This is a genomic window from Rahnella aceris, from assembly GCF_011684115.1.
GTDB classification, from domain to species: domain Bacteria; phylum Pseudomonadota; class Gammaproteobacteria; order Enterobacterales; family Enterobacteriaceae; genus Rahnella; species Rahnella aceris.
The window spans coordinates 1-20,771 of the sequence record NZ_JAADJV010000008.1 but is presented as its reverse complement, the minus strand read 5'-3'; the positions used below and the strand labels follow the sequence as shown (position 1 = coordinate 20,771).

Below are 20,771 nucleotides of genomic sequence, written 5' to 3'. Positions count from 1 at the left end.
ATCATCCCCTGCCATCATTTTAACGTTGACACTTTGTTCTCTTTCCGTCATTTTCTATCTATACGTTTAGACGTCCAAACGTCCATTATAACGAACCATAATCAAAACGCAGTGATCCATGAGGTAGTGTTTATGAGCTTTTTCCACGCAAACCAGCGCGAAGCGCTGAACCAGAATCTGGCTGAATTACAGGGTCAGATTAACGTTTCTTTCGAATTTTTCCCGCCTCGTACCAGCGAGATGGAAGATACGTTGTGGAGCTCTATTGATCGTCTCAGCAGCCTCAAGCCTAAGTTTGTCTCTGTGACTTACGGTGCGAACTCCGGCGAGCGTGATCGTACGCACAGCATCATCAAAGGCATTAAAGAACGTACCGGTCTGGAAGCGGCACCTCACCTGACCTGTATCGATGCCAGCCGCGATGAACTGCGTCAGATCGCACGGGATTACTGGGACAGTGGCATCCGCCACATTGTGGCTCTGCGTGGCGATTTGCCGGCAGGCGGCGGCAAGCCGGAAATGTACGCCACCGATCTGGTGCATCTGCTGAAAGAAGTGGGCGACTTTGATATTTCCGTCGCGGCCTATCCGGAAGTGCATCCTGAGGCCAAAAGCGCGCAGTCAGATCTGATTAACCTGAAACGTAAAATCGATGCCGGTGCGAACCGCGCCATCACGCAGTTCTTCTTTGATGTGGAAAGTTACCTGCGTTTCCGCGACCGCTGCGCCGGTCAGGGGATTGACGTGGAAATCGTGCCTGGCATCCTGCCGGTGTCTAACTTCAAACAGCTGACCCGCTTTGCGACGATGACCAATGTGCGTGTACCGCACTGGATGAACAGCCAGTTTGAAGGGCTGGATGACGACGCCGAAACCCGCAAAATGGTCGGTGCCAATATCGCGATGGACATGGTGAAAATCCTCAGCCGCGAAGGCGTGAAGGACTTCCATTTCTACACCCTGAACCGTGCAGAAATGAGTTACGCGATTTGCCACACGCTGGGTGTGCGTCCAGACATCGCTGTGCCGGTTCGCGCTTAATCTTTTTGCCCGACACTGAATACAAAAAACCCGCGAATTCGCGGGTTTTTCTTGGGCTGATGTCAGCGAAAACTAGCCGGTATTACGCATACCCGCTGCCACACCGGCAATCGTCACCATCAGCGCCTGTTCGACGTTGGCATCCTGCTTGCCGTCTTTTTCCAGCTCGCGGGAACGGTGCAGCAATTCAGCCTGCAAGACGTTCAGCGGGTCAGTGTAGACGTTTCGCAGTGCGATGGATTCTGCAATCCACGGCAAATCTTCCATCAGATGATCGTCGTTAGAAATCGCCAGAATGACTTTGATGTCGCTTGCCAGCTGATCGCGCAACTGCTGACCGAGCGGCCACAATTCTTTCCCAACCAGACGATGATCGTAGTATTCCGCCAGCCACAGGTCAGCTTTCGCAAACACCATCTCCAGCATACCGATTCGCGTGGAGAAGAACGGCCAGTCGCGGCACATGGTTTCCAGCTCGTCGCGTTTTCCGTCATCAACCACAGCCTGCAAACCGGCACCGGCACCCAGCCAGGCTGGCAGCATCAGGCGGTTTTGCGTCCAGGCGAAAATCCACGGGATGGCACGAAGGCTTTCGACGCCACCACTGGCTTTACGTTTCGCCGGGCGTGAACCCAGAGGCAGTTTGGCCAGTTCCTGTTCCGGCGTTGCGGCGCGGAAGTAAGGCACGAAGTCTTTATTTTCGCGAACGTAGCCACGGTACATTTTGCAGGACACGTCAGACAGTTGTTCCATGATATCCACCCAGGCTTGTTTCGGCTCAGGCGGTGGCAACAGGTTGGCTTCCAGAATTGCAGAGGTGTACAGCGCCAGACTGCTGATGGTGACTTCCGGCAGACCGAATTTGAAGCGGATCATCTCGCCCTGTTCGGTAACGCGCAGGCCACCTTTCAGGCTGCCCGGAGGCTGAGACAATAACGCTGCCTGTGCCGGTGCGCCGCCACGGCCGATAGAACCGCCACGTCCGTGGAACAGAGTCAGGGCAATTCCGGCTTTCTCGCAGGTTTTGATCAGAGCATCCTGCGCACGATATTGCGCCCACGATGCGGCCATCACGCCCGCGTCTTTTGCGGAGTCGGAATAGCCAATCATCACCATCTGTTTGCCCTGAATGAAACCGCGATACCAGTCGATGCTCAGCAATTGCTTCATGACATCGTCGGCATTGTTCAGGTCGTCGAGCGTTTCGAACAGCGGCGCAACGGGCATCGGGAACGGACAACCGGCTTCTTTGAGCAGCAGGTGTACGGCCAGCACATCAGACGGCGTGCGCGCCATCGAGATGACATACGCTGCAATCGAGCCTTCCGGCGCTTCGGCAATCACCTGACAGGTATCGAGCACTTCTTTGGTGTTGGCGCTCGGTTCCCAGTGACGTGGCACCAGCGGACGTTTTGAGTTCAGTTCGCGGATCAGGAAAGCCTGTTTGTCGGATTCTGACCAGCTTTCGTAATCGCCAAGACCCAGATAACGGGTAATTTCTGCGATAGCGTCGGTGTGGCGGGTGCTTTCCTGACGCACGTCGATACGCACCAGCGGCACGCCGAAGCAGCGCACGCGGCGCAGGGTATCCAGCAACTGGCCGTTGGCAATAATGCCCATGTTGCAGGCCTGCAATGACTGGTAGCAGGCGTAAAGCGGCGCCCACAGTTGGTCATTTTTCACCAGCAAATCATGAGGACGTGCAACACGCTCGCCTTTCAGACGGGCTTCCAGATACACCTGAGTATTGGTCAGCTGCGAACGGAGCTGTTTCATGATTTCGCGGTAAGGTTCGATGATGTCCGCACCGCCGGCCAGCTCACGCAGTTCCGGTGTGCATTCGGTCATCGACAGTTCTGACACCAGCACCGCGATATCACGCAGGAACAGATCAGTCGCTTTCCAGCGGCTCAGCAACAACACATGACGGGTAATATCGGCGGTTACGTTCGGGTTACCGTCGCGGTCGCCCCCCATCCAGGAGGTGAAGCGAACCGGCACGGCTTCCACTGGCATTTTGTAATCCAGTGAGGTTTCCAGCTGTTCGTTCAGTTCGCGCAGAAAAGCCGGCACGCCTTCCCACAGGCTGTTTTCGACTACCGCAAAACCCCATTTGGCTTCATCCACCGGAGAAGGGCGGTTTTTGCGGATTTCATCGGTGTGCCATGATTGCGCGATTAACTGACGCAGGCGGCGCATGATTTGTTTGCGCTCGTAATCGGCCAGATCGTTATGGTCGAGCTGCTTGAGGCAGTTATTCACTTCCACCAGTTTGTGGATCAACGTACGACGGGCGATTTCTGTCGGGTGTGCGGTCAGCACCAGTTCGATAGAAAGCTGGTCAACGGCATCCCGTAACTGCTGCTCAGAGAGGTTTTTGGATTTCAGACGATCGAACAATTGCGCCAGCGCTTCAGGATTGCTGGCCGCTTCGCCGTGCGGCGAAATGCTGTGATATTGTTCAGCCACGTTGGCTAAATTCAGAAACTGGCTAAAAGCACGGGCAACAGGCAACAGCTCATCGTTTGAGAGGTTTTGCAACGTTGACAGTAACTCCTGTCGATCCGCGTCATTTCCGGCACGGGAGGATTTCGACAGCTTACGGATTTTCTCAACACGATCCAGGATATGCTCTCCCAACGTATCTTTGATCGTGTCGCCCAGCAATTTACCTAAAGTACTGACATTACTTCGCATTGCGGAATATTGTTCGTTCATATTACCTCTGACCCGTTCTCTCGTTTAATTTTTATATTCTGTAAATAACTTTCACCCGTCAGGCATTCTTGCCCCGTTCACCCTGCCAACCTGGCCATACTTTTTAAATGCAGCACATGTTTTAACCCAAAAACCCCTGAACACTCACGTGAAAAATGGTCTTTTTGGCGATGTCGCTGAAATTTAATTACAACAGCGGCGATATCAGTTTGGCTAATCCACCTTTTGTACAGTATCAAAGGGCGCCCGTGAGCGCCCTGATTGTTTCTTCATCAATCCTTCATTCAGTATCAGTGATAACAGAAATGATGAACAACCTGAGAAATCAGCTCACGAGTCGGTTTAATGAACGCAGTATCAATATATTCATCTGGCTGATGTGCCTGATCGATAGAACCTGGTCCGAGCACCAGCGTCGGGCACAGTTCCTGAATAAACGGCGCTTCGGTGCAGTAGTTAACGATTTCCGTCTCCACGCCCAGTAATTTCTCGACCACCTGCACCAGCGGGTGATCCGGCGGACATTCATAGCCCGGGATCGGTGGATGCAGTTCTTCAATCACAATACGTCCCGGCCAGCGTTCGCTGACGGGGGCCAGTGCCTCGTTCAACAGACCATCAATGTCGGTCAGCGTCAGACCCGGCAGCGGGCGGATATCCATGTGCATTTCACAACAGGCACAAATACGGTTTGGTGCGTCGCCGCCGTTGATATAACCAAAGTTCATGGTCGGGTACGGGATCACGAAACCACTGTGGTTGTAACGGCTTTTCAGCGTATTGCGCAGCGTCATTAAATGGGTAATCGATTCGTGCATCAGTTCAATAGCGTTCACGCCGCGGGACGGATCACTGGAATGGCCGGACTGACCGGTGATGCGGATTGCATTCGACAGATGCCCCTTATGCGCACGAACCGGCTTGAGCGACGTGGGTTCACCGATGATCGCGCAGTCAGGGCGAATTTTGGCATTTTTAGAGAAATAGCTGGCACCGGCCATGGTGGTTTCTTCATCGGCGGTCGCCAAAATATACAGCGGTTTAGTCAGTTTGGTCAGATCGACATCACGCAATGAATCGAGGATGAACGCGAAGAAACCTTTCATATCGGCAGTCCCTAAACCATAGAGCTTATTTTCATGCTCGGTCAGGGTGAAAGGATCACGTGTCCAGCGGCCGTCATCGAACGGAACGGTATCGGTATGACCCGCCAGCAGCAACCCGCCTGCACCTTCACCGGTACTGGCTAACATGTTGAATTTATGGCGTGTTCCTGGCACGGGTTGCACTTCAACTTTGAAGCCTAAATCACCGAACCAGCCTGCCAGTAGATTGATTAACGTCTCATTGCTCTGGTCCAGTGCAGCGTCTGTGGCGCTGATGGAAGGGGTGGCGATTAACGCCCGGTAGAGCTCAATAAAAGGAGGTAATTTCATCTTCACTGTTGACAGCCTTTAGTTAGGGTAGTATTCATATTCATGCAATAATTGTGAATAAAAATACAATAAGCCAGCGCGTAAGGAAACCGGAAAAAAATTCATCCGGCCCCTACCCAAAAATTGAGAAGGTGAACAAGCCCTATGTTAAATACGCTGATTGTTGGTGCCACAGGTTATGCCGGAGCCGAACTCGCTGCTTACCTGAATCGCCACCCACATATGAACATAACCGGTTTAACGGTTTCAGCGCAAAGTGCAGATGCAGGAAAATTACTTTCTGATTTGCATCCTCAATTAAAAGGCATCGTCGATTTGCCTGTTTCGCCACTGACTGACGTGGCGGAAGCCGCGAAAGGTGTCGATGTGGTATTTCTGGCGACCGCGCATGAAGTCAGCCACGATTTAGCGCCACAGTTTCTGGCGGCGGGCTGCGTAGTGTTTGATCTATCCGGTGCTTTTCGCGTCAGCAAACCTGAGTTTTATACCGAATTCTACGGTTTTGAGCATCAGCATCTCGACCTGCTCGACCAAGCTGTGTATGGCCTGGCCGAATGGCAGGCTGACAAATTAAAAGATGCACAGCTGATCGCCGTTCCGGGCTGTTACCCGACCGCTTCGCAGCTGGCGCTTAAACCCCTTATCGAAAATGGTTTGCTCAATGACAGCCAGTGGCCGGTGATCAACGCCACCAGCGGTGTCAGTGGCGCAGGCCGTAAAGCCACGCTCGGCAACAGCTTCTGCGAAGTCAGCCTTCAGCCATACAAACTTTTCAGCCACCGTCATCATCCGGAAATTGCCGAGCACCTTGGCGTGCCGGTGATTTTCACACCGCATCTGGGCAACTTCCCGCGCGGTATTCTGGCGACCATCACCTGCCGTCTGAACGCGGGTGTCACGGAGCAGGACGTGGCGGAAGCCTTCCATAATGCTTATCACGATAAACCGCTGGTGCGTTTGTACACCAAAGGCGTTCCGGCGCTGAAAGACGTGGTTGGCCTGCCGTTTTGCGATATCGGTTTTGCGGTGAAAGGCGAACATCTGATTGTGGTGGCGACGGAGGATAATGTGCTTAAAGGCGCGTCCGCGCAGGCGGTTCAGTGCATGAATATCCGTTTCGGCTTCCCGGAAACACAATCACTGCTTTAATACTTCGTCAGATTGTCAGCAAACAAAAAACAACCGCCCCTGAGCGTTTATTCAGACGTGCAGGGGTGTTAGATTAAATTAAATGTATTGTTATTAATTAACATTCTCAACCGGTCGGGGCGCGAACAGCTATGAATCCGTTAGTCATAAAATTAGGTGGTGTGTTGCTGGACAATGAAGAAGCGCTCGAGCGCCTGTTCATGGCGGTAGTGGCTTATCGTCAGGAATATCACCGCCCGCTGGTTATTGTTCACGGTGGCGGCTGCCTGGTTGACGAGCTGATGAAAAAGCTGAATCTGCCGGTGGTGAAAAAAGCCGGTCTGCGTGTGACTCCGGCTGATCAGATTGACATTATCACCGGCGCACTTGCTGGCAGCGCTAACAAAACCCTGCTGGCGTGGGCGGTTAAAAATCATATCAACGCCGTTGGCCTGTCTCTGGCAGACGGCGGTACTGTCAGCGTTACACAACTGGATGAATCACTGGGCTTCGTCGGTAAAGCCGAAGCGGGTAACCCGGCGCTGATTAACACGCTGCACGGCGCAGGCTACCTGCCGATTGTCAGTTCTATCGGCATCACCGCAAACGGCGAGCTGATGAACGTTAACGCTGATCAGGCTGCGACCGCACTGGCGGCCACGCTGGGCGCGGATCTGATCCTGCTGTCTGATGTCAGTGGCATTCTTGACGGCAAAGGTCAGCGTATCCCGGAAATGAGCGCAGAGAAAGCCGAGCAGCTTATCGCGCAGGGTATTATCACCGATGGCATGATCGTCAAAGTTCACGCTGCGCTGGACGCCGCCCGTTCTCTGGGACGTCCGGTTGATATTGCCAGCTGGCGTCATGCCGAACAATTACCGGCACTGTTTAACGGCGTCGCCATCGGCACACGTATTCTGGCGTAACGCACCGGCGGCGCATTCGGTATACCCTTTTCAAGGGCGCAGCATAGTGCGCCCTTTTGCATAAAAAATTCAGGAGCAGGAAAATGGCACTTTGGGGCGGACGTTTTACTCAGGCAGCGGATCAGCGGTTTAAAGAACTCAATGACTCACTGCGTTTCGATTACCGGCTGGCAGAGCAGGACATCGTGGGCTCAGTAGCCTGGTCCAAAGCGCTGGTGACCGTCAACGTATTAACCGCTGACGAGCAAATCCAGCTGGAAGAGGCGCTGACCGTGCTGCTGGAAGAAGTCCGTGCCAATCCCCGCGCTATTTTAGCCAGCGACGCCGAAGATATTCATAGCTGGGTCGAAGGTAAACTGATCGACAAAGTCGGTAATCTTGGCAAGAAACTGCATACCGGCCGCAGCCGTAACGATCAGGTCGCGACCGACATCAAACTGTGGTGTAAAGCGCAGGTGGTTGAACTGGGCGATGCATTGCATCATTTACAGCAGGCGCTGGTTGCCACCGCCGAAGCCAATCAGGACGCGGTGATGCCGGGTTACACCCATCTGCAACGCGCTCAGCCTGTGACCTTTGCGCACTGGTGCATGGCGTATGTTGAAATGCTGGCGCGTGACGAAAGCCGTCTGAAAGATACCCTGACCCGTCTGGACGTCAGCCCGCTGGGCTGTGGCGCACTGGCCGGTACGGCATATCCGATGGATCGCGAACAGCTGGCGGGCTGGTTAGGTTTTGCTTCTGCGACCCGTAACAGCCTCGACAGCGTTTCTGACCGTGACCATGTTCTTGAACTGCTGTCCAACGCGGCCATCAGTATGGTTCACCTTTCCCGTTTTGCCGAAGACCTGATCTTCTTTAACACCGGCGAAGCGGCGTTTATTGATTTGTCCGATCGCGTAACGTCAGGTTCCTCCCTGATGCCGCAGAAGAAAAACCCGGATGCGCTGGAGCTGATCCGCGGCAAATGTGGCCGCGTACAAGGCGCACTGACTGGCATGATGATGACCATGAAGGGCCTGCCGCTGGCGTACAACAAAGACATGCAGGAAGACAAAGAAGGGCTGTTCGATGCGCTCGACACCTGGATGGATTGCCTGAATATGGCGTCGCTGGTGCTGGACGGCATTCAGGTGAAACGCCCGCGTGCGAAAGAAGCTGCACAGCAAGGCTACGCTAATTCCACCGAACTGGCAGACTATCTGGTTGCCAAAGGCGTGCCGTTCCGCGAAGCACACCATATTGTGGGTGAAGCGGTGGTCGAAGCGATTAATCAGGGGAAGGCGCTGGAAGAATTGCCGCTGGCTGATTTGCAGAAATTCAGCAATGTGATTGGCGATGACGTTTACGCGATCCTTGAACTGCAATCCTGTCTCGACAAACGTGCCGCCAAAGGTGGCGTTTCTCCGCAGCAGGTCGCGCAGGCGATTGCCGATGCGAAAGCGCGTTTAGCGTAAAATAAAAAAGGCGGACCGAAGTCCGCCTGATTTTACTGTTTGGTTTCCCGACGCTTATTGTGCGACTTCGCACAACGCTTCTGTTTCTGAATGGAGGTAAACCTCCAGGTCGTCACTTCCCCCAATGTGGCGTCCACCGATAAAGACTTGCGGCACTGTCGCCCGCCCTGTCACGGCGCGCAGACTGACGGTGGTCGCGTCTTTACCTAATACAATTTCTTCGTACTGAATGCCGCGTTCCTGCAACATTTGTTTGGCTTTCGCACAGAACGGACAGCCCGGTTTGGTGAATACGGACACGGATTCTTGTACTTTAAATTCTGGTGCCAGATATTTGAGCATGGTGTCTGCATCAGACACTTCAAACGGGTCACCCGGTTTGTTTGGCTCAACGAACATTTTCTCGACTACACCATTGCGCACCAGCATGGAATAACGCCATGAACGCGGGCCGAAGCCTAAATCCGCTTTCTCAACCAGCATGTCCATGCCTTTGGTGAATTCACCGTTACCGTCCGGAATGAAAGTGATGTTGGACGCGTTTTGTTCGGCTTTCCAGGCGTTCATCACGAAGGTGTCATTCACGGAAACGCACAGAATGCTGTCGACGCCGTGGTTTTTAAAGACCGGAGCCAGTTCGTTGTAACGTGGAAGATGGCTTGAAGAGCAGGTCGGGGTGAAGGCTCCCGGTAATGAAAACACAATCACTGTTTTATTTTTAAACAGCTGCTCGCTGCTGAGATCTACCCACTGGTCGCCCTGTCGGGTGTGAAAAGTAACGTGCGGTACGTGTTTCCCTTCCTGGCTTGCAAACATGAATAACCTCTTAATTAATCAATAAAATACAAAATATTTTCGGCATTGCCGTTTCGCTGGGAGGCATTATTCACAATAATGGTTGATAGATATAATCGTTGATTGCTATCTTATCTATCGTTAACAGCTATCTCATTGCCTTTTAGGGACTGGAGGAAAAATGAACATTCGCGATCTAGAGTATCTGGTGGCGCTGGCGGAGTTCCGTCACTTTCGCCGCGCAGCAGATTCATGCCATGTCAGTCAGCCGACGTTAAGCGGTCAGATTCGTAAACTGGAAGATGAACTTGGCGTTATGTTGCTTGAAAGAACCAGCCGCAAAGTGTTGTTTACACAAGCCGGTTTGTTGCTGGTGGATCAGGCGCGCACGGTGTTACGTGAAGTGAAAGTTCTGAAAGAGATGGCAAGCCAACAGGGTGAAGCGATGTCCGGGCCGATGCATATCGGGCTGATCCCGACCGTCGGGCCTTATTTGCTGCCCCAGATTATTCCTTCGCTGCACAAAACCTTCCCGAAGCTGGAAATGTATCTGCACGAAGCGCAAACCCATCAGTTACTGGCTCAGCTGGACAGCGGAAAACTCGACTGTGCCATTCTGGCGCTGGTGAAAGAGAGCGAAGCGTTTATTGAAGTGCCGCTGTTTGATGAGCCGATGAGGCTGGCGATCTACGACGATCATCCATGGGCATCTCGCGATCGTGTGGCGATGGCCGATCTGGCCGGTGAAAAACTGCTGATGCTGGAAGACGGGCACTGCCTGCGTGATCAGGCGCTCGGTTTCTGCTTCCAGGCAGGCGCGGATGAAGATACCCATTTCCGGGCAACCAGTCTGGAAACGCTGCGTAATATGGTGGCGGCGGGAAGCGGGATTACGTTGCTGCCATCACTGGCTGTGCCCAATGAGCGCAGCCGTGACGGCGTGACGTATCTGATGTGTGACAAACCGGAACCACGACGCACCATCGCGCTGGTATATCGTCCCGGTTCGCCACTGCGCGGGCGTTACGAGCAGCTGGCGGAAGCCATCAAAGAGCACATGCAGCCTTACATGGACCGAACTGCAGTCTTAAAACAGGCGGTTTAAGCCGTTCAGTGCCGCAACGCGATAGGCCTCTGCCATGGTCGGATAGTTGAAGGTGGTATTAACGAAATACTCGATAGTATTCCCTTCACCTTTCTGTTCCATGATGGCCTGACCGATGTGAATAATCTCGGCGGCGCGTTCACCAAAGCAGTGAATTCCCAGAATTTCTTTGGTCTCACGGTGGAACAGGAGCTTCAGACTACCCACGTTCATGCCTGCAATTTGTGCGCGTGCCAGATGTTTAAACTGTGCGCGGCCCACTTCGTAGGGCACTTTCATCGCTGTCAGTTCCTGTTCGGTTTTACCCACGGAACTGATTTCAGGAATGGTGTAAATACCCGTCGGAATGTTTTCTATAAGGTGGACTTTCGCTTCGCCCTGAATCATGGCCTGCGCGGCGATACGTCCCTGATCGTAAGCCGCTGATGCCAGGCTTGGATAGCCAATGACGTCACCGACCGCATAAATATGCGACAGCGCAGTCTGATACATGCTGTTCACTTTCAGCAGCCCGCGGCTGTCAGCTTCCAGACCAATGTTCTCCAGACCCAGTTTATCGGTGTTACCTGTGCGCCCGTTGGCATACAGCAGTGCATCAGCTTTCACTTTTTTACCGGATTTAAGATGCATGATCACACCGTCTTCCACGCCTTCGATCATCTCGAACTCTTCGTTGTGGCGGATAACCACACCGTTATTCCAGAAGTGATAGGACAGGGCGTCTGACATTTCCTGATCGAGGAAAGACAACAAGCGGTCACGGGTGTTGATTAAGTCCACTTTGACGTTCAGACCGCGGAAGATCGACGCATATTCGCAGCCGATTACACCCGCTCCGTAGATAATCACGTGGCGTGGCTCATGGCTCAGTTCAAGAATGAGATCGCTGTCGTAAATCCGCGGATGGCCAAAATCGACATTGGCTGGCCGGTAAGGACGGGAGCCGCAGGCAATAACGATGTTATCAGCGGTAATTTGTTCGTGTGTGTTATCGGCATAGCGGATGCTGATGGTGTTGGCATCCACAAAACTGGCATCTCCGGAAAACAGCTGGCATTGGTTTCTCTCATAGAAACCCTGGCGCATACGTGTTTGCTGATTAATAACCGAATCGGCGTGACGCAGGATGTCCGGGAAACTCGAACTCATAGTGCGGGAGTTATCACTGTAGAGCGGGTTTTGGTTAAATTCGATGATTCTGCTGACGGCGTGGCGTAATGCTTTGGAAGGGATAGTTCCCCAGTGAGTACATCCGCCACCGACGTTGTTATAGCGTTCGATGACAGCAACCCGGGCGCCTTGTTTAACCAGTCCCATCGCGGCGCCTTCTCCGCCAGGGCCTGAGCCAATGATGATGGCATCAAAATGTGAGTGCTGTGGCATGGTTCGAAACCTATTTTTATACAAAATCACAACGAGAAAGTAACATATTACACCTATTTACCCCACATGCAGTTGTCATTTAATGGTAATGCAGCAACATTCTGACCCACTTTATGCTGTTGTATCTTTGGCTCCGGCCGTTAAAATTTTTGGTATAGTGAAGCGATATCGGGCGAATAATCAAAAAGAAGAATACTATCCGGATGAAGGTTATGGGCGTAAGAGCACAACAAAAAGAGCGCACGCGCCGCTCACTGATTGAGGCGGCTTTTAGCCAGCTTAGTGCCGAGCGTAGCTTTGCCAGTCTGAGTCTGCGTGAGGTTTCCCGCGAGGCAGGCATTGCGCCAACCTCCTTTTACCGGCACTTTCGCGATGTGGATGAACTGGGTCTGACAATGGTTGATGAAAGTGGTCTGATGCTGCGTCAGCTGATGCGCCAGGCACGCCAGCGCATTGCGAAAGGGGGCAGCGTGATCCGCACATCCGTCTCCACGTTTATGGAATTCATCGGTAACAATCCCAACGCATTCCGCCTGTTGTTACGTGAACGCTCCGGTACGTCATCGGCGTTTCGTGCCGCCGTCGCCCGTGAAATTCAGCATTTTATTGCGGAACTTGCCGACTATCTGCAACTCGAAAACCATATGCCGCGCAGTTTTACTGAAGCGCAGGCTGAAGCCATGGTGATCATCGTTTTCAACGCCGGGGCGGAAGCGCTGGATGTGGATATTGCACAGCGCCGCCAGCTGGAGGAACGCCTGGTGTTGCAGCTGCGGATGATTTCCAAAGGCGCATATTACTGGTATCGCCGTCAGCAGGAACGGACGGCTGTGACCCCCCTCACTAATATGACCCGAGGTAAAGAAGATGACCGAACAACCGAACCAGGATAATGGCACTCTGGTTTTGGCTTTGATTGCCGGGCTGTCAATTAATGGCACTTTCGATGCGTTATTCAGTTCTGTCGTAACGTTTTCGATCTTCCCGATCATTTCTCTGGTGTTAGCGGTGTATTGCCTGCACGTTCGTTACCACCGCGGTGAAATGCCGAAAGGGTTACCGGTTCTGGCCGCAGCCTGCTTCCTGCTGGGTCTGTTACTGTACAGCACCATCGTGCGCGCAGAATACCCTGAACTGGGCTCAAACTTCCTGCCGTCGCTGATTTGTGTGGCACTGATCTTCTGGATAGGTCTGAAGCTGAAAAAACGTAAGTCTTCCGCTCAGTAGTCCTTCCTCATAAGCCAACGAGGCAATCTGCGGATTGCCTTTTTTTATATCCAGTCCATTTAATGAACTGTCATTTCATTAATATCAAACCTATGTTCAATATTTAGAGATTGATCGCCCACTTCTTCATTTCTTTGCCATAAAGTCCGTTTGAGTGGCAAAAACCAAAAGGTTTTCATTCCTGCTCCTCGTTAATTTGAATCATGGCCGGACGAAGTATTTTCGTTCGCATTCAGCCTACGCCTATAGGTGATTTAACAGAGGCAACACGGCAATGAAAACACGTAAAATCGGATTCTTTAATTACATCGCTTACGGGTCAGGCGATTTTCTCGGGGCGGGAACGACAGCTCTGACTGCGGCGTGGCTACTCTATTTTTACACCACGTTTTGCGGTCTTTCGCCCATTGAAGCGACCTTTATTTTTGCCACCGCGCGCGTAGCCGATGCGGTGCTGAGCCCGCTGATGGGGTATCTCACTGATAATTTCGGCAACACCTGGCTCGGCAAGCGTTTTGGCCGCCGCAAGTTCTTCATCCTGCTCGGTATTCCTTGTGTGTTCAGCTACAGCTTCATGTGGGTGGGAGACATGGGATATGTCTATTATCTGCTGACCTATCTGCTGTTCGATATCGTCTACACCATGATTCTGGTGCCGTATGAAACACTGGTGCCGGAAATGACCGATGATTTCAAACAGAAAACTAAATTTTCCGGCGCCCGTATCGCTCTGGCACAGTTGTCAGCGATTCTGGCGGCCTTCCTGCCGGGGATTCTGTTGCAGCATTTCGGCAAAGATAATGCCATTTCCTTCTTCTATTCGAGCCTGGTCTTTGCGGTAATTTGCGCATTCGTTCTGACACTGGTGTATTTCTTTACCTGGGAAAGACCGGAAGAGCTCAAATCTGAAGCCACGAAGAAAATTGAGCGCGAACGTCAGCAACTGACGCTGGCGCAAAGCCTGAAACGTCTGAAAGTGGAATTATCCTCGACGCTGCGCATCAAGATTTTCCGTCAACATCTGGGGTTATACCTTGGCGGGTATATCGCGCAGGACGTGTTTAATGCCGTCTTCACCTATTACGTCGTGTTCGTGCTGATGCAAAGTGCTGCAATTGCCTCCAACCTGATGGGCATGATGGCCATCCTGCAATTCGTGGCGGTAATTGGCATGATCCCGCTGTGTATCCGCTTTGGTCCTGCACCATCTTATCGTCTGGCTGTTTCCCTGTTCGGGCTGGCCGCTATCTCGTACGGCGTGCTGTATTACACCGGTATGAATGATTCGATGTCATTACTGCTGCTGATTTCCGCGCTGGCCGGTCTTGGCCGTGGCGGGATCAACTACGTGCCGTGGAATATCTACACCTATATCGCTGACGTTGATGAAACCATTACCGGTCAGCGCCGCGAAGGGATTTTCGCCGGCGTGATGACGCTGACCCGCAAAGCATCACAGGCCGGTGCGGTGATGCTGGTAGGGATTATCTTGCAACTTGCCGGGTTCGTTTCCGGGCAAAGTCAGCAGGTTCCGGCAGTCGGTCATACCATTCTTGGTGTACTGGTGATCGGGTCATTGCTGATGCTCAGTATCGGTTTCACCATCTCCCTGTTCTTCCGTCTTAATCAGAAAACGCACGGTGTGCTGACCCGCGAAACGCAGAAAATGCGTGATGCTAACCGTATCGTACCGGAGCAAATTACGCCGGAAGACCGGGCTACGGTCGAAATGCTGACAGGAATGAAATACGAATCTCTGTGGGGCAATAACAACATCGGTTATCTGCATCGCAATAACCCGCCTCCCGAAAAGCTGACCCGTGAAAATACCGCTGAAATGCCGGTCCAGGGACGTTTATAAATTTTGAATTCACAGGAGAACGCCATGAAAGTTTTTGAAGTTAAACACAGTGCCTTGCTGCGACAGCCGGAACATTTCATTTCTCGCGGGGAACTGAAATCGCTGATCCACAACGTGACCAACAATCTGGTGAATATCGAAGATAAAACCGGTGAATTCCTGCTGCGGTTGGACGATGGCCGCGTGATTGATACCAAAGGCTGGGCAGGCTGGGAGTGGACGCACGGTATCGGACTTTACGGGATTTATCAGTATTATCAGCAGACTGGTGACGAAAAAATGCGTGCGGTGATCGACGACTGGTTTACCGCGCGTCTGGCGGAAGGCACGCCGACCAAAAACGTCAATACCATGAGCCCGTTCCTGACGCTGGCTTATCGTTATGAGGAAACCGGCAATGCGGCATGGCGCCCTTATCTGGAGCGCTGGGCGGAATGGGTAATGTATGAAATGCCGCGCACTGATAAAGGTGCGATGCAGCACATCGTTTATAACAACGAAAATCATCAGCAAATGTGGGACGACACACTGATGATGAGCGTGCTGCCGCTGGCGAAAATCGGCAAATTGCTGGACCGTCCGGAGTTTGTCGAAGAAGCGACGTATCAGTTCCTGATGCACGTGCAGTATCTGATGGATCGCGAGACCGGTCTGTGGTTCCACGGCTGGACGTTCGACGGACATCATAACTTTGCGCAGGCCCGCTGGGCGCGTGGCAACAGCTGGCTGACCATCGCGATCCCGGAATTCCTCGAACTGGTGGATTTACCGGAAAATAACGCCACCCGTCGCTATTTATTGCAGGTGCTGGAAAGTCAGGTCAGTGCGCTGGCGAAATGTCAGGATGACAGCGGTTTATGGCATACGCTGCTTGATGACCCGCAATCTTATCTTGAGAGCTCAGCGACCGCCGGTTTCGCCTATGGCATTCTGAAAGCCGTGCGTAAACGTTATATCGATGCGTCTTATGCGCCGGTGGCGGAGAAAGCCATTCAGGGGGTGATCAAACACATCAACCCGGCAGGGGAGCTGACGCAAACATCATTCGGAACGGCGATGGGGAATGATCTCGATTTCTATCGTGAAATCGCGCTGACCTCAATGCCTTACGGACAGGCAATGGCGATCCTGTGTCTGTCAGAATATCTGCGGGTTTATCTGTAGTATTGCGGATAACGGACTGAAGTAAAAACGGGCACTCAAAAGGTGCCCGTTTTTGTTTTTTCATCCGCTGTCAGATTTTTTCCAGCAGCACGCCAGATTCCATATGGTGCGTATACGGGAACTGATCAAACAACGCCAGACGTGTCACGCGGTGCGTCTTGCTCAGTGTTTCCAGATTCGCGCACAGTGTTTCCGGATTGCAGGAGATATAAAGAATACGGTCGTAGCCTGCCACCATCTTCACTGTTTCGTCATCCAGTCCGCTGCGCGGCGGGTCGACAAAAATGGTGTTGCATTCATACCCGCTTAAATCAATATCCTGCAAACGGCGGAATTCGCGTACGCCATTCAGCGCCTGTGTGAAATCTTCGGCCGCCATGCGGATAATCTGCACGTTATCAATATGGTTCGCCGCAATGTTGAATTGCGCGGCTGCGACGGAAGGTTTGGCGATTTCTGTCGCCAGAACGCGGCGAAAGTTGCGTGCCAGAGCCAGCGAGAAGTTGCCGTTACCACAGTAAAGTTCCAGCAAATCGCCGGTCGAGTTTTCCGTGGCCTTCAGCGCCCATTCCAGCATCTGAATGTTCATCTCAGCGTTTGGCTGGGTGAAACTGTTTTCCACCTGACGGTAAATCATATCGCGGCCCGCCACCGGAAGGACTTCGTCGACATAATCCTGATCGAGCATGATTTTAGTTTTGGCTGCACGGCCAATCAGCTGGATGTCAAACCCGTCAGCGCGCAACTGGTCGCGCAAGGCGGTAGCAGCCTGCTGCCATTCGTCATCAAGCTTACGATGGTAAAGCAGCGAGGCAATGATTTTGCCACTGCGGGTCGACAGATAGTCGACCTGGAAGATCTTGCGGCGCAATGCCGGATCTTGTTTGATGGCCGCAATAAGCTTAGGCATCAGGCGGTTAATCAGTTCGCTGGCGGTCGGGAACTGGTCCACACGCACACGGGCTTTGGTCTGCTGATCAAACATGATGTAGTACAGGTCGCCTTCATCGTGCCAGACACGGAATTCGGCGCGCATACGATAATGGCTGACAGGAGAACGGAAAACGTCAGGCTGCGGCGCATTATAAGGCGACATCATCGCCGTGAGACGTGCGGTCTTTTCCGCCAGCTGGTCGTCATAGTGTTCAATGGGCAGGTTTTCAGGCGTCATCGGTTATCTCGTCTAACAGGAAGTAAATGAACAAACTTTGCGGGGGATTGTAGGGAAAGTCACTCCTATGTCCACCTTTGTTGCATTTCTTCCGGTAAAACATACCTGACGTTACGGATGTCTGGATTTCCAAATGGGTTGATCGTAGGATTGCGCTTCGGCCTCATTGACTGAGTTAAAAGGGAATCCGGTGTGAATCCGGAACTGGCGCGCAGCGGTATGGGGAAATCACGGCGATAGCATTCTTTATTATGCAGACACTGTTTCTTCTTTCTCTTTCCCTCTTTATATAAAGACAAGAGAGAAGAGGAGATGGGAAGTCATCGCCCGGTGCGGGTATTTTTTAATTAATTACGACGTAATTAATTAGCCTGCAAATCCTAAGTCCGAAGACCTGCCGATGTTACGTCGCATTAATCATCGTCGTCGCGAAATACCGTCGGTGATCCTCTGCGGCATCCGCCAATTAAGTTTGGATGCTCGATTCATGACAATTAAAAAGCATGTGCTGCTGACGGCATTATCTGTCACGGCTTTTTCAGGGTGGGCGCAAGACAGCACTTCCACAAACAGTGGTGATGATCTGGTTGTTACCGCGAACCGTTTTCCACAGCCCGTTTCCTCAGTACTCGCGCCGACGGATATCGTCACGCGCGCAGATATCGACCGGTGGCAGTCAAAATCTGTGGCTGATGTTTTGCGTCGTTTACCGGGCGTGGATATTGCCCAGAACGGTGGAATGGGCCAGCAGACCTCATTATTTGTTCGCGGAACGAATGCCAGCCACACATTGGTGCTGATGGATGGTGTGCGTCTTAACCAGGCAGGTATTTCCGGCGCGGTGGATATCAGCCAGATTCCCATTTCTCTGGTTCAGCGTATTGAGTTTATTCGTGGCCCACGCTCGGCAGTTTATGGCTCCGATGCCATTGGGGGTGTGGTTAACATCATTACCACGCGTGATAAATTAGGCACGACATTGACAGCCGGTATCGGTTCAAACGGCTATCAGGCTTATGACGGCTCAACGCAGCAGAAACTCGGTGAGAATACTGTTCTGACGGTAGCTGGGAACTATACCTATACAAAAGGTACCGATGTGGTGGCGAATCTGCCGGATAATTACGGTGATCCGCGTCAACCCGATCGTGATGGCTTCATGAGTAAGACGCTCTGGGCAGGTCTTGAGCATCAGTTCAACGACCAGTTCAGCGGTTTTGCCCGCGCATACGGTTTTGATAACCGCACGGCCTATGACGGAACATACAGTTACGCAGATCCGGCACACAGTGATGCGCTGCCTGACACACGCCAGTTGTACAGCCGGACTTACGATACCGGGTTGCGCTTCCAGCAAGGGATCTATTCGACGCAAATCAGCGGAAGCTATAGTAATACTAAAGACTACAATTATGACCCGAAATACGGTCCTTATTCCGCTTCTGCAACGCTGGACGATTCAGATCAATACAATTTGCAATGGGGAAACACTTTCCAGGTAGGGCAGGGAACCCTCAGCGCTGGCGCTGACTGGCAGAAACTCAGTACTCAGCCAGGCACAAACTATATTACCGATGGCTATACCCAACGAAACACGGGTGTGTACGCGACAGCTCAGCAAAAAGTGAGCGATTTCACTTTTGAAGGCGCAGTGCGTAATGACGATAATTCACAGTTTGGTTCGCATGGCACCTGGCAAAGTAGTGCTGCCTGGGAGTTTATTGACGGCTACCGTTTGATTGCGTCTTACGGAACAGCGTTTAAAGCGCCTAATCTGGGACAGTTATATGGCAGTTTTGGCGGTAATGCCGATCTTAAGCCTGAAGAAAGTAAAGAATGGGAAGGTGGGCTGGAAGGCCTGACCGGACCATTGAACTGGCGTTTGTCTGCTTATCGTAATGACATCGATCAGATGATCAGTTACGACAATCAGCAATTCGGTTATTACAATATCGATAAGGCAACAATTAAGGGTGTTGAATGGACCGGGTCTTTCGATACGGGTCCGTTGAGGCATCAGGTCACATTGGAATATTTGGATCCCCGCAATGCTGAGACCAACGAGATTTTATTACGCCGTGCTAAACAACAGGCGAAATATCAGCTCGACTGGACTGTGGCTGATTTTGACTGGTCGCTCAATTATCAGTATTTGGGTGAACGATACGATAAGAATTACAACACCAATGAAAATGTACGCCTGGGTGGTGTGAGTCTTTGGGATCTTGCTGTGTCATATCCGGTAACGTCACATCTGACGGTTCGTGGTAGAATTGCCAACCTCTTTGATAAAGATTACGAGACGGTTTATGGCTACGAAACACCAGGACGTGAGTACAACCTTACTGGAAGCTATACCTTCTGATACAACACAAGTTCCTGACCGCCCGACGGTGCTGGTTTTCGATTCTGGCGTCGGCGGGTTGTCGGTTTATGATGAGGTCCGGCAGATGTTGCCGGACCTGCACTATATATATGCCTTCGATAATGTGGCTTTCCCCTACGGCGAGAAATCCGAAGAGTTTATCGTTGAGCGCGTGGTGGAGATTGTCACCGCTGTTGCGAAACGCCATCCCCTTTCTATTATTGTCATCGCCTGCAACACTGCGAGCACCGTTTCTCTCCCCGCATTACGCGCCAAATTCAGTTGTCCTGTTGTCGGGGTTGTCCCGGCAATCAAACCTGCAGCTAAATTAACGCGTAATGGTGTGGTCGGATTGCTGGCGACCCGTGCGACAGTTCAGCGTCCTTATACGCATGATCTGGTCGCACGCTTTGCGACGGATTGTCAGATTCTGATGCTGGGTTCGGCGGAACTGGTAGAACTTGCGGAAGCGAAGCTGCATGGTGAAGAGGTTTCGTTAGCGGCGTTGAAGAAAATCCTGCATCCTTGGTTGCGTTTACGTGAACCGCCAGACACGGTGGTCTTAGGTTGCACGCATTTCCCGTTGCTTTCGCAAGAGCTGTCACAGGTTTTGCCTGATGGTACGCGTATGATCGACTCGGGTTCTGCGATTGCGAGGCGTGCGCATTGGTTAATTGAAACTTCTCATGTGCCAATTCCTGAAAGAAAAGCCGATGTGGAAATCGAGTGTGTCGCCTACTGCATGGCGATGACTGCAGAGGCGCAAAGTTTGCTGCCTGTTTTACAGGCATATGGCTTCAGAAGTATCCAGGAATTGCCGCTTTAAACATCATTTGATGAAAGATTCAGCGGTCGGTAAATTATTTGTATTTTAGGGGTTGCGGCCTTCTGAGAACTCCCTATAATGCGCCTCCACTGACCGGGAACAACGACTGACAAGTCGCCCGGACGGGAAGAGAAAAAGAAGAATGTTCGAATGAATAATCTCTTGACT

General features: G+C 52.1%; 16 protein-coding genes and 1 riboswitch. Of the genes, 11 read left to right on the top strand and 5 right to left on the bottom strand.

The annotated features are described in order from the left end of the window. Positions 1–132 precede the first annotated feature (132 nt). Positions 133–1,041, top strand: coding sequence for a methylenetetrahydrofolate reductase (gene metF / locus GW591_RS23365; protein WP_013577574.1), 909 nt, complete (start codon positions 133–135; stop codon positions 1,039–1,041). 72 nt (positions 1,042–1,113) lie between these two features. Here the strand turns inward: metF and ppc are convergent, their stop codons facing one another. Continuing rightward, the gene (gene ppc / locus GW591_RS23360) at positions 1,114–3,759 is read right to left on the bottom strand and encodes a phosphoenolpyruvate carboxylase (RefSeq protein WP_013577573.1); all 2,646 of its coding nucleotides are present in this window, start codon (positions 3,757–3,759) and stop codon (positions 1,114–1,116) included. 290 nt (positions 3,760–4,049) lie between these two features. Further along, positions 4,050–5,201, bottom strand: coding sequence for an acetylornithine deacetylase (gene argE / locus GW591_RS23355; protein WP_041673179.1), 1,152 nt, complete (start codon positions 5,199–5,201; stop codon positions 4,050–4,052). A gap of 138 nt (positions 5,202–5,339) precedes the next feature. Here argE and argC point away from each other — a divergent pair, with 138 nt between their 5' ends. The 3 genes from argC to argH all read left to right on the top strand — a co-directional run bounded on the left by argC (position 5,340) and on the right by argH (position 8,706). Continuing rightward, the gene (gene argC / locus GW591_RS23350) at positions 5,340–6,344 is read left to right on the top strand and encodes an N-acetyl-gamma-glutamyl-phosphate reductase (protein WP_013577571.1); all 1,005 of its coding nucleotides are present in this window, start codon (positions 5,340–5,342) and stop codon (positions 6,342–6,344) included. Positions 6,345–6,475: 131 nt separating this feature from the next. Further along, the gene (gene argB, locus GW591_RS23345; RefSeq protein ID WP_013577570.1) at positions 6,476–7,249 is read left to right on the top strand and encodes an acetylglutamate kinase; all 774 of its coding nucleotides are present in this window, start codon (positions 6,476–6,478) and stop codon (positions 7,247–7,249) included. Between the two features lie 83 nt (positions 7,250–7,332). Continuing rightward, positions 7,333–8,706 carry an argininosuccinate lyase gene (argH, locus tag GW591_RS23340; protein ID WP_013577569.1) on the top strand — a complete coding sequence of 458 codons (1,374 nt, stop codon included), beginning with the start codon at positions 7,333–7,335 and terminating at the stop codon, positions 8,704–8,706. A 54-nt stretch (positions 8,707–8,760) separates the two neighbouring features. Here argH and GW591_RS23335 read toward each other — a convergent pair whose 3' ends face one another. Then, positions 8,761–9,522, bottom strand: a complete 762-nt coding sequence (locus tag GW591_RS23335; protein WP_013577568.1) for a glutathione peroxidase — start codon at positions 9,520–9,522, stop codon at positions 8,761–8,763. A 160-nt stretch (positions 9,523–9,682) separates the two neighbouring features. Here GW591_RS23335 and oxyR point away from each other — a divergent pair, with 160 nt between their 5' ends. After that, positions 9,683–10,606: a DNA-binding transcriptional regulator OxyR gene (gene oxyR, locus GW591_RS23330; protein ID WP_013577567.1), complete on the top strand. Its 924-nt coding sequence runs from the start codon at positions 9,683–9,685 to the stop codon at positions 10,604–10,606. On the opposite strand, the gene sthA is transcribed toward oxyR, so the two are convergent. Then, positions 10,589–11,989: a Si-specific NAD(P)(+) transhydrogenase gene (gene sthA / locus GW591_RS23325; protein WP_013577566.1), complete on the bottom strand. Its 1,401-nt coding sequence runs from the start codon at positions 11,987–11,989 to the stop codon at positions 10,589–10,591. The genes oxyR and sthA overlap by 18 nt on opposite strands. 212 nt (positions 11,990–12,201) lie before the next feature. Here sthA and fabR point away from each other — a divergent pair, with 212 nt between their 5' ends. The 4 genes from fabR to bglB all read left to right on the top strand — a co-directional run bounded on the left by fabR (position 12,202) and on the right by bglB (position 16,241). Beyond that, positions 12,202–12,882: an HTH-type transcriptional repressor FabR gene (fabR, locus tag GW591_RS23320; protein ID WP_013577565.1), complete on the top strand. Its 681-nt coding sequence runs from the start codon at positions 12,202–12,204 to the stop codon at positions 12,880–12,882. Continuing rightward, positions 12,857–13,216 carry a YijD family membrane protein gene (locus tag GW591_RS23315; RefSeq protein WP_013577564.1) on the top strand — a complete coding sequence of 120 codons (360 nt, stop codon included), beginning with the start codon at positions 12,857–12,859 and terminating at the stop codon, positions 13,214–13,216. Before fabR ends, GW591_RS23315 begins: the two co-directional genes overlap by 26 nt. Positions 13,217–13,490: 274 nt before the next feature. Next, complete coding sequence (locus tag GW591_RS23310) at positions 13,491–15,077, top strand: MFS transporter (protein WP_013577562.1); 1,587 nt, start codon at positions 13,491–13,493, stop codon at positions 15,075–15,077. A 24-nt stretch (positions 15,078–15,101) separates the two neighbouring features. Further along, on the top strand, positions 15,102–16,241 hold the full coding sequence (bglB, locus tag GW591_RS23305) for a beta-galactosidase BglB (protein WP_112152604.1): 1,140 nt from the start codon (positions 15,102–15,104) through the stop codon (positions 16,239–16,241). Positions 16,242–16,311: 70 nt separating this feature from the next. On the opposite strand, the gene trmA is transcribed toward bglB, so the two are convergent. Then, positions 16,312–17,412 (bottom strand): tRNA (uridine(54)-C5)-methyltransferase TrmA, encoded by a 1,101-nt coding sequence (gene trmA / locus GW591_RS23300; RefSeq protein ID WP_121020204.1) that lies wholly within the window; start codon positions 17,410–17,412, stop codon positions 16,312–16,314. Between the two features lie 141 nt (positions 17,413–17,553). Next, positions 17,554–17,828: riboswitch (cobalamin riboswitch) on the top strand. 71 nt (positions 17,829–17,899) lie between these two features. Between trmA and btuB the strand changes: the two genes are divergently transcribed. Beyond that, entirely contained in the window at positions 17,900–19,777 is a 1,878-nt protein-coding gene (gene btuB / locus GW591_RS23295) for a TonB-dependent vitamin B12 receptor BtuB (protein ID WP_013577559.1), read from the top strand. Continuing rightward, a complete protein-coding gene (gene murI / locus GW591_RS23290) occupies positions 19,722–20,603 on the top strand; it encodes a glutamate racemase (RefSeq protein ID WP_013577558.1) in 882 nt (293 codons plus the stop codon). Before btuB ends, murI begins: the two co-directional genes overlap by 56 nt. Positions 20,604–20,771: the final 168 nt, after the last annotated feature.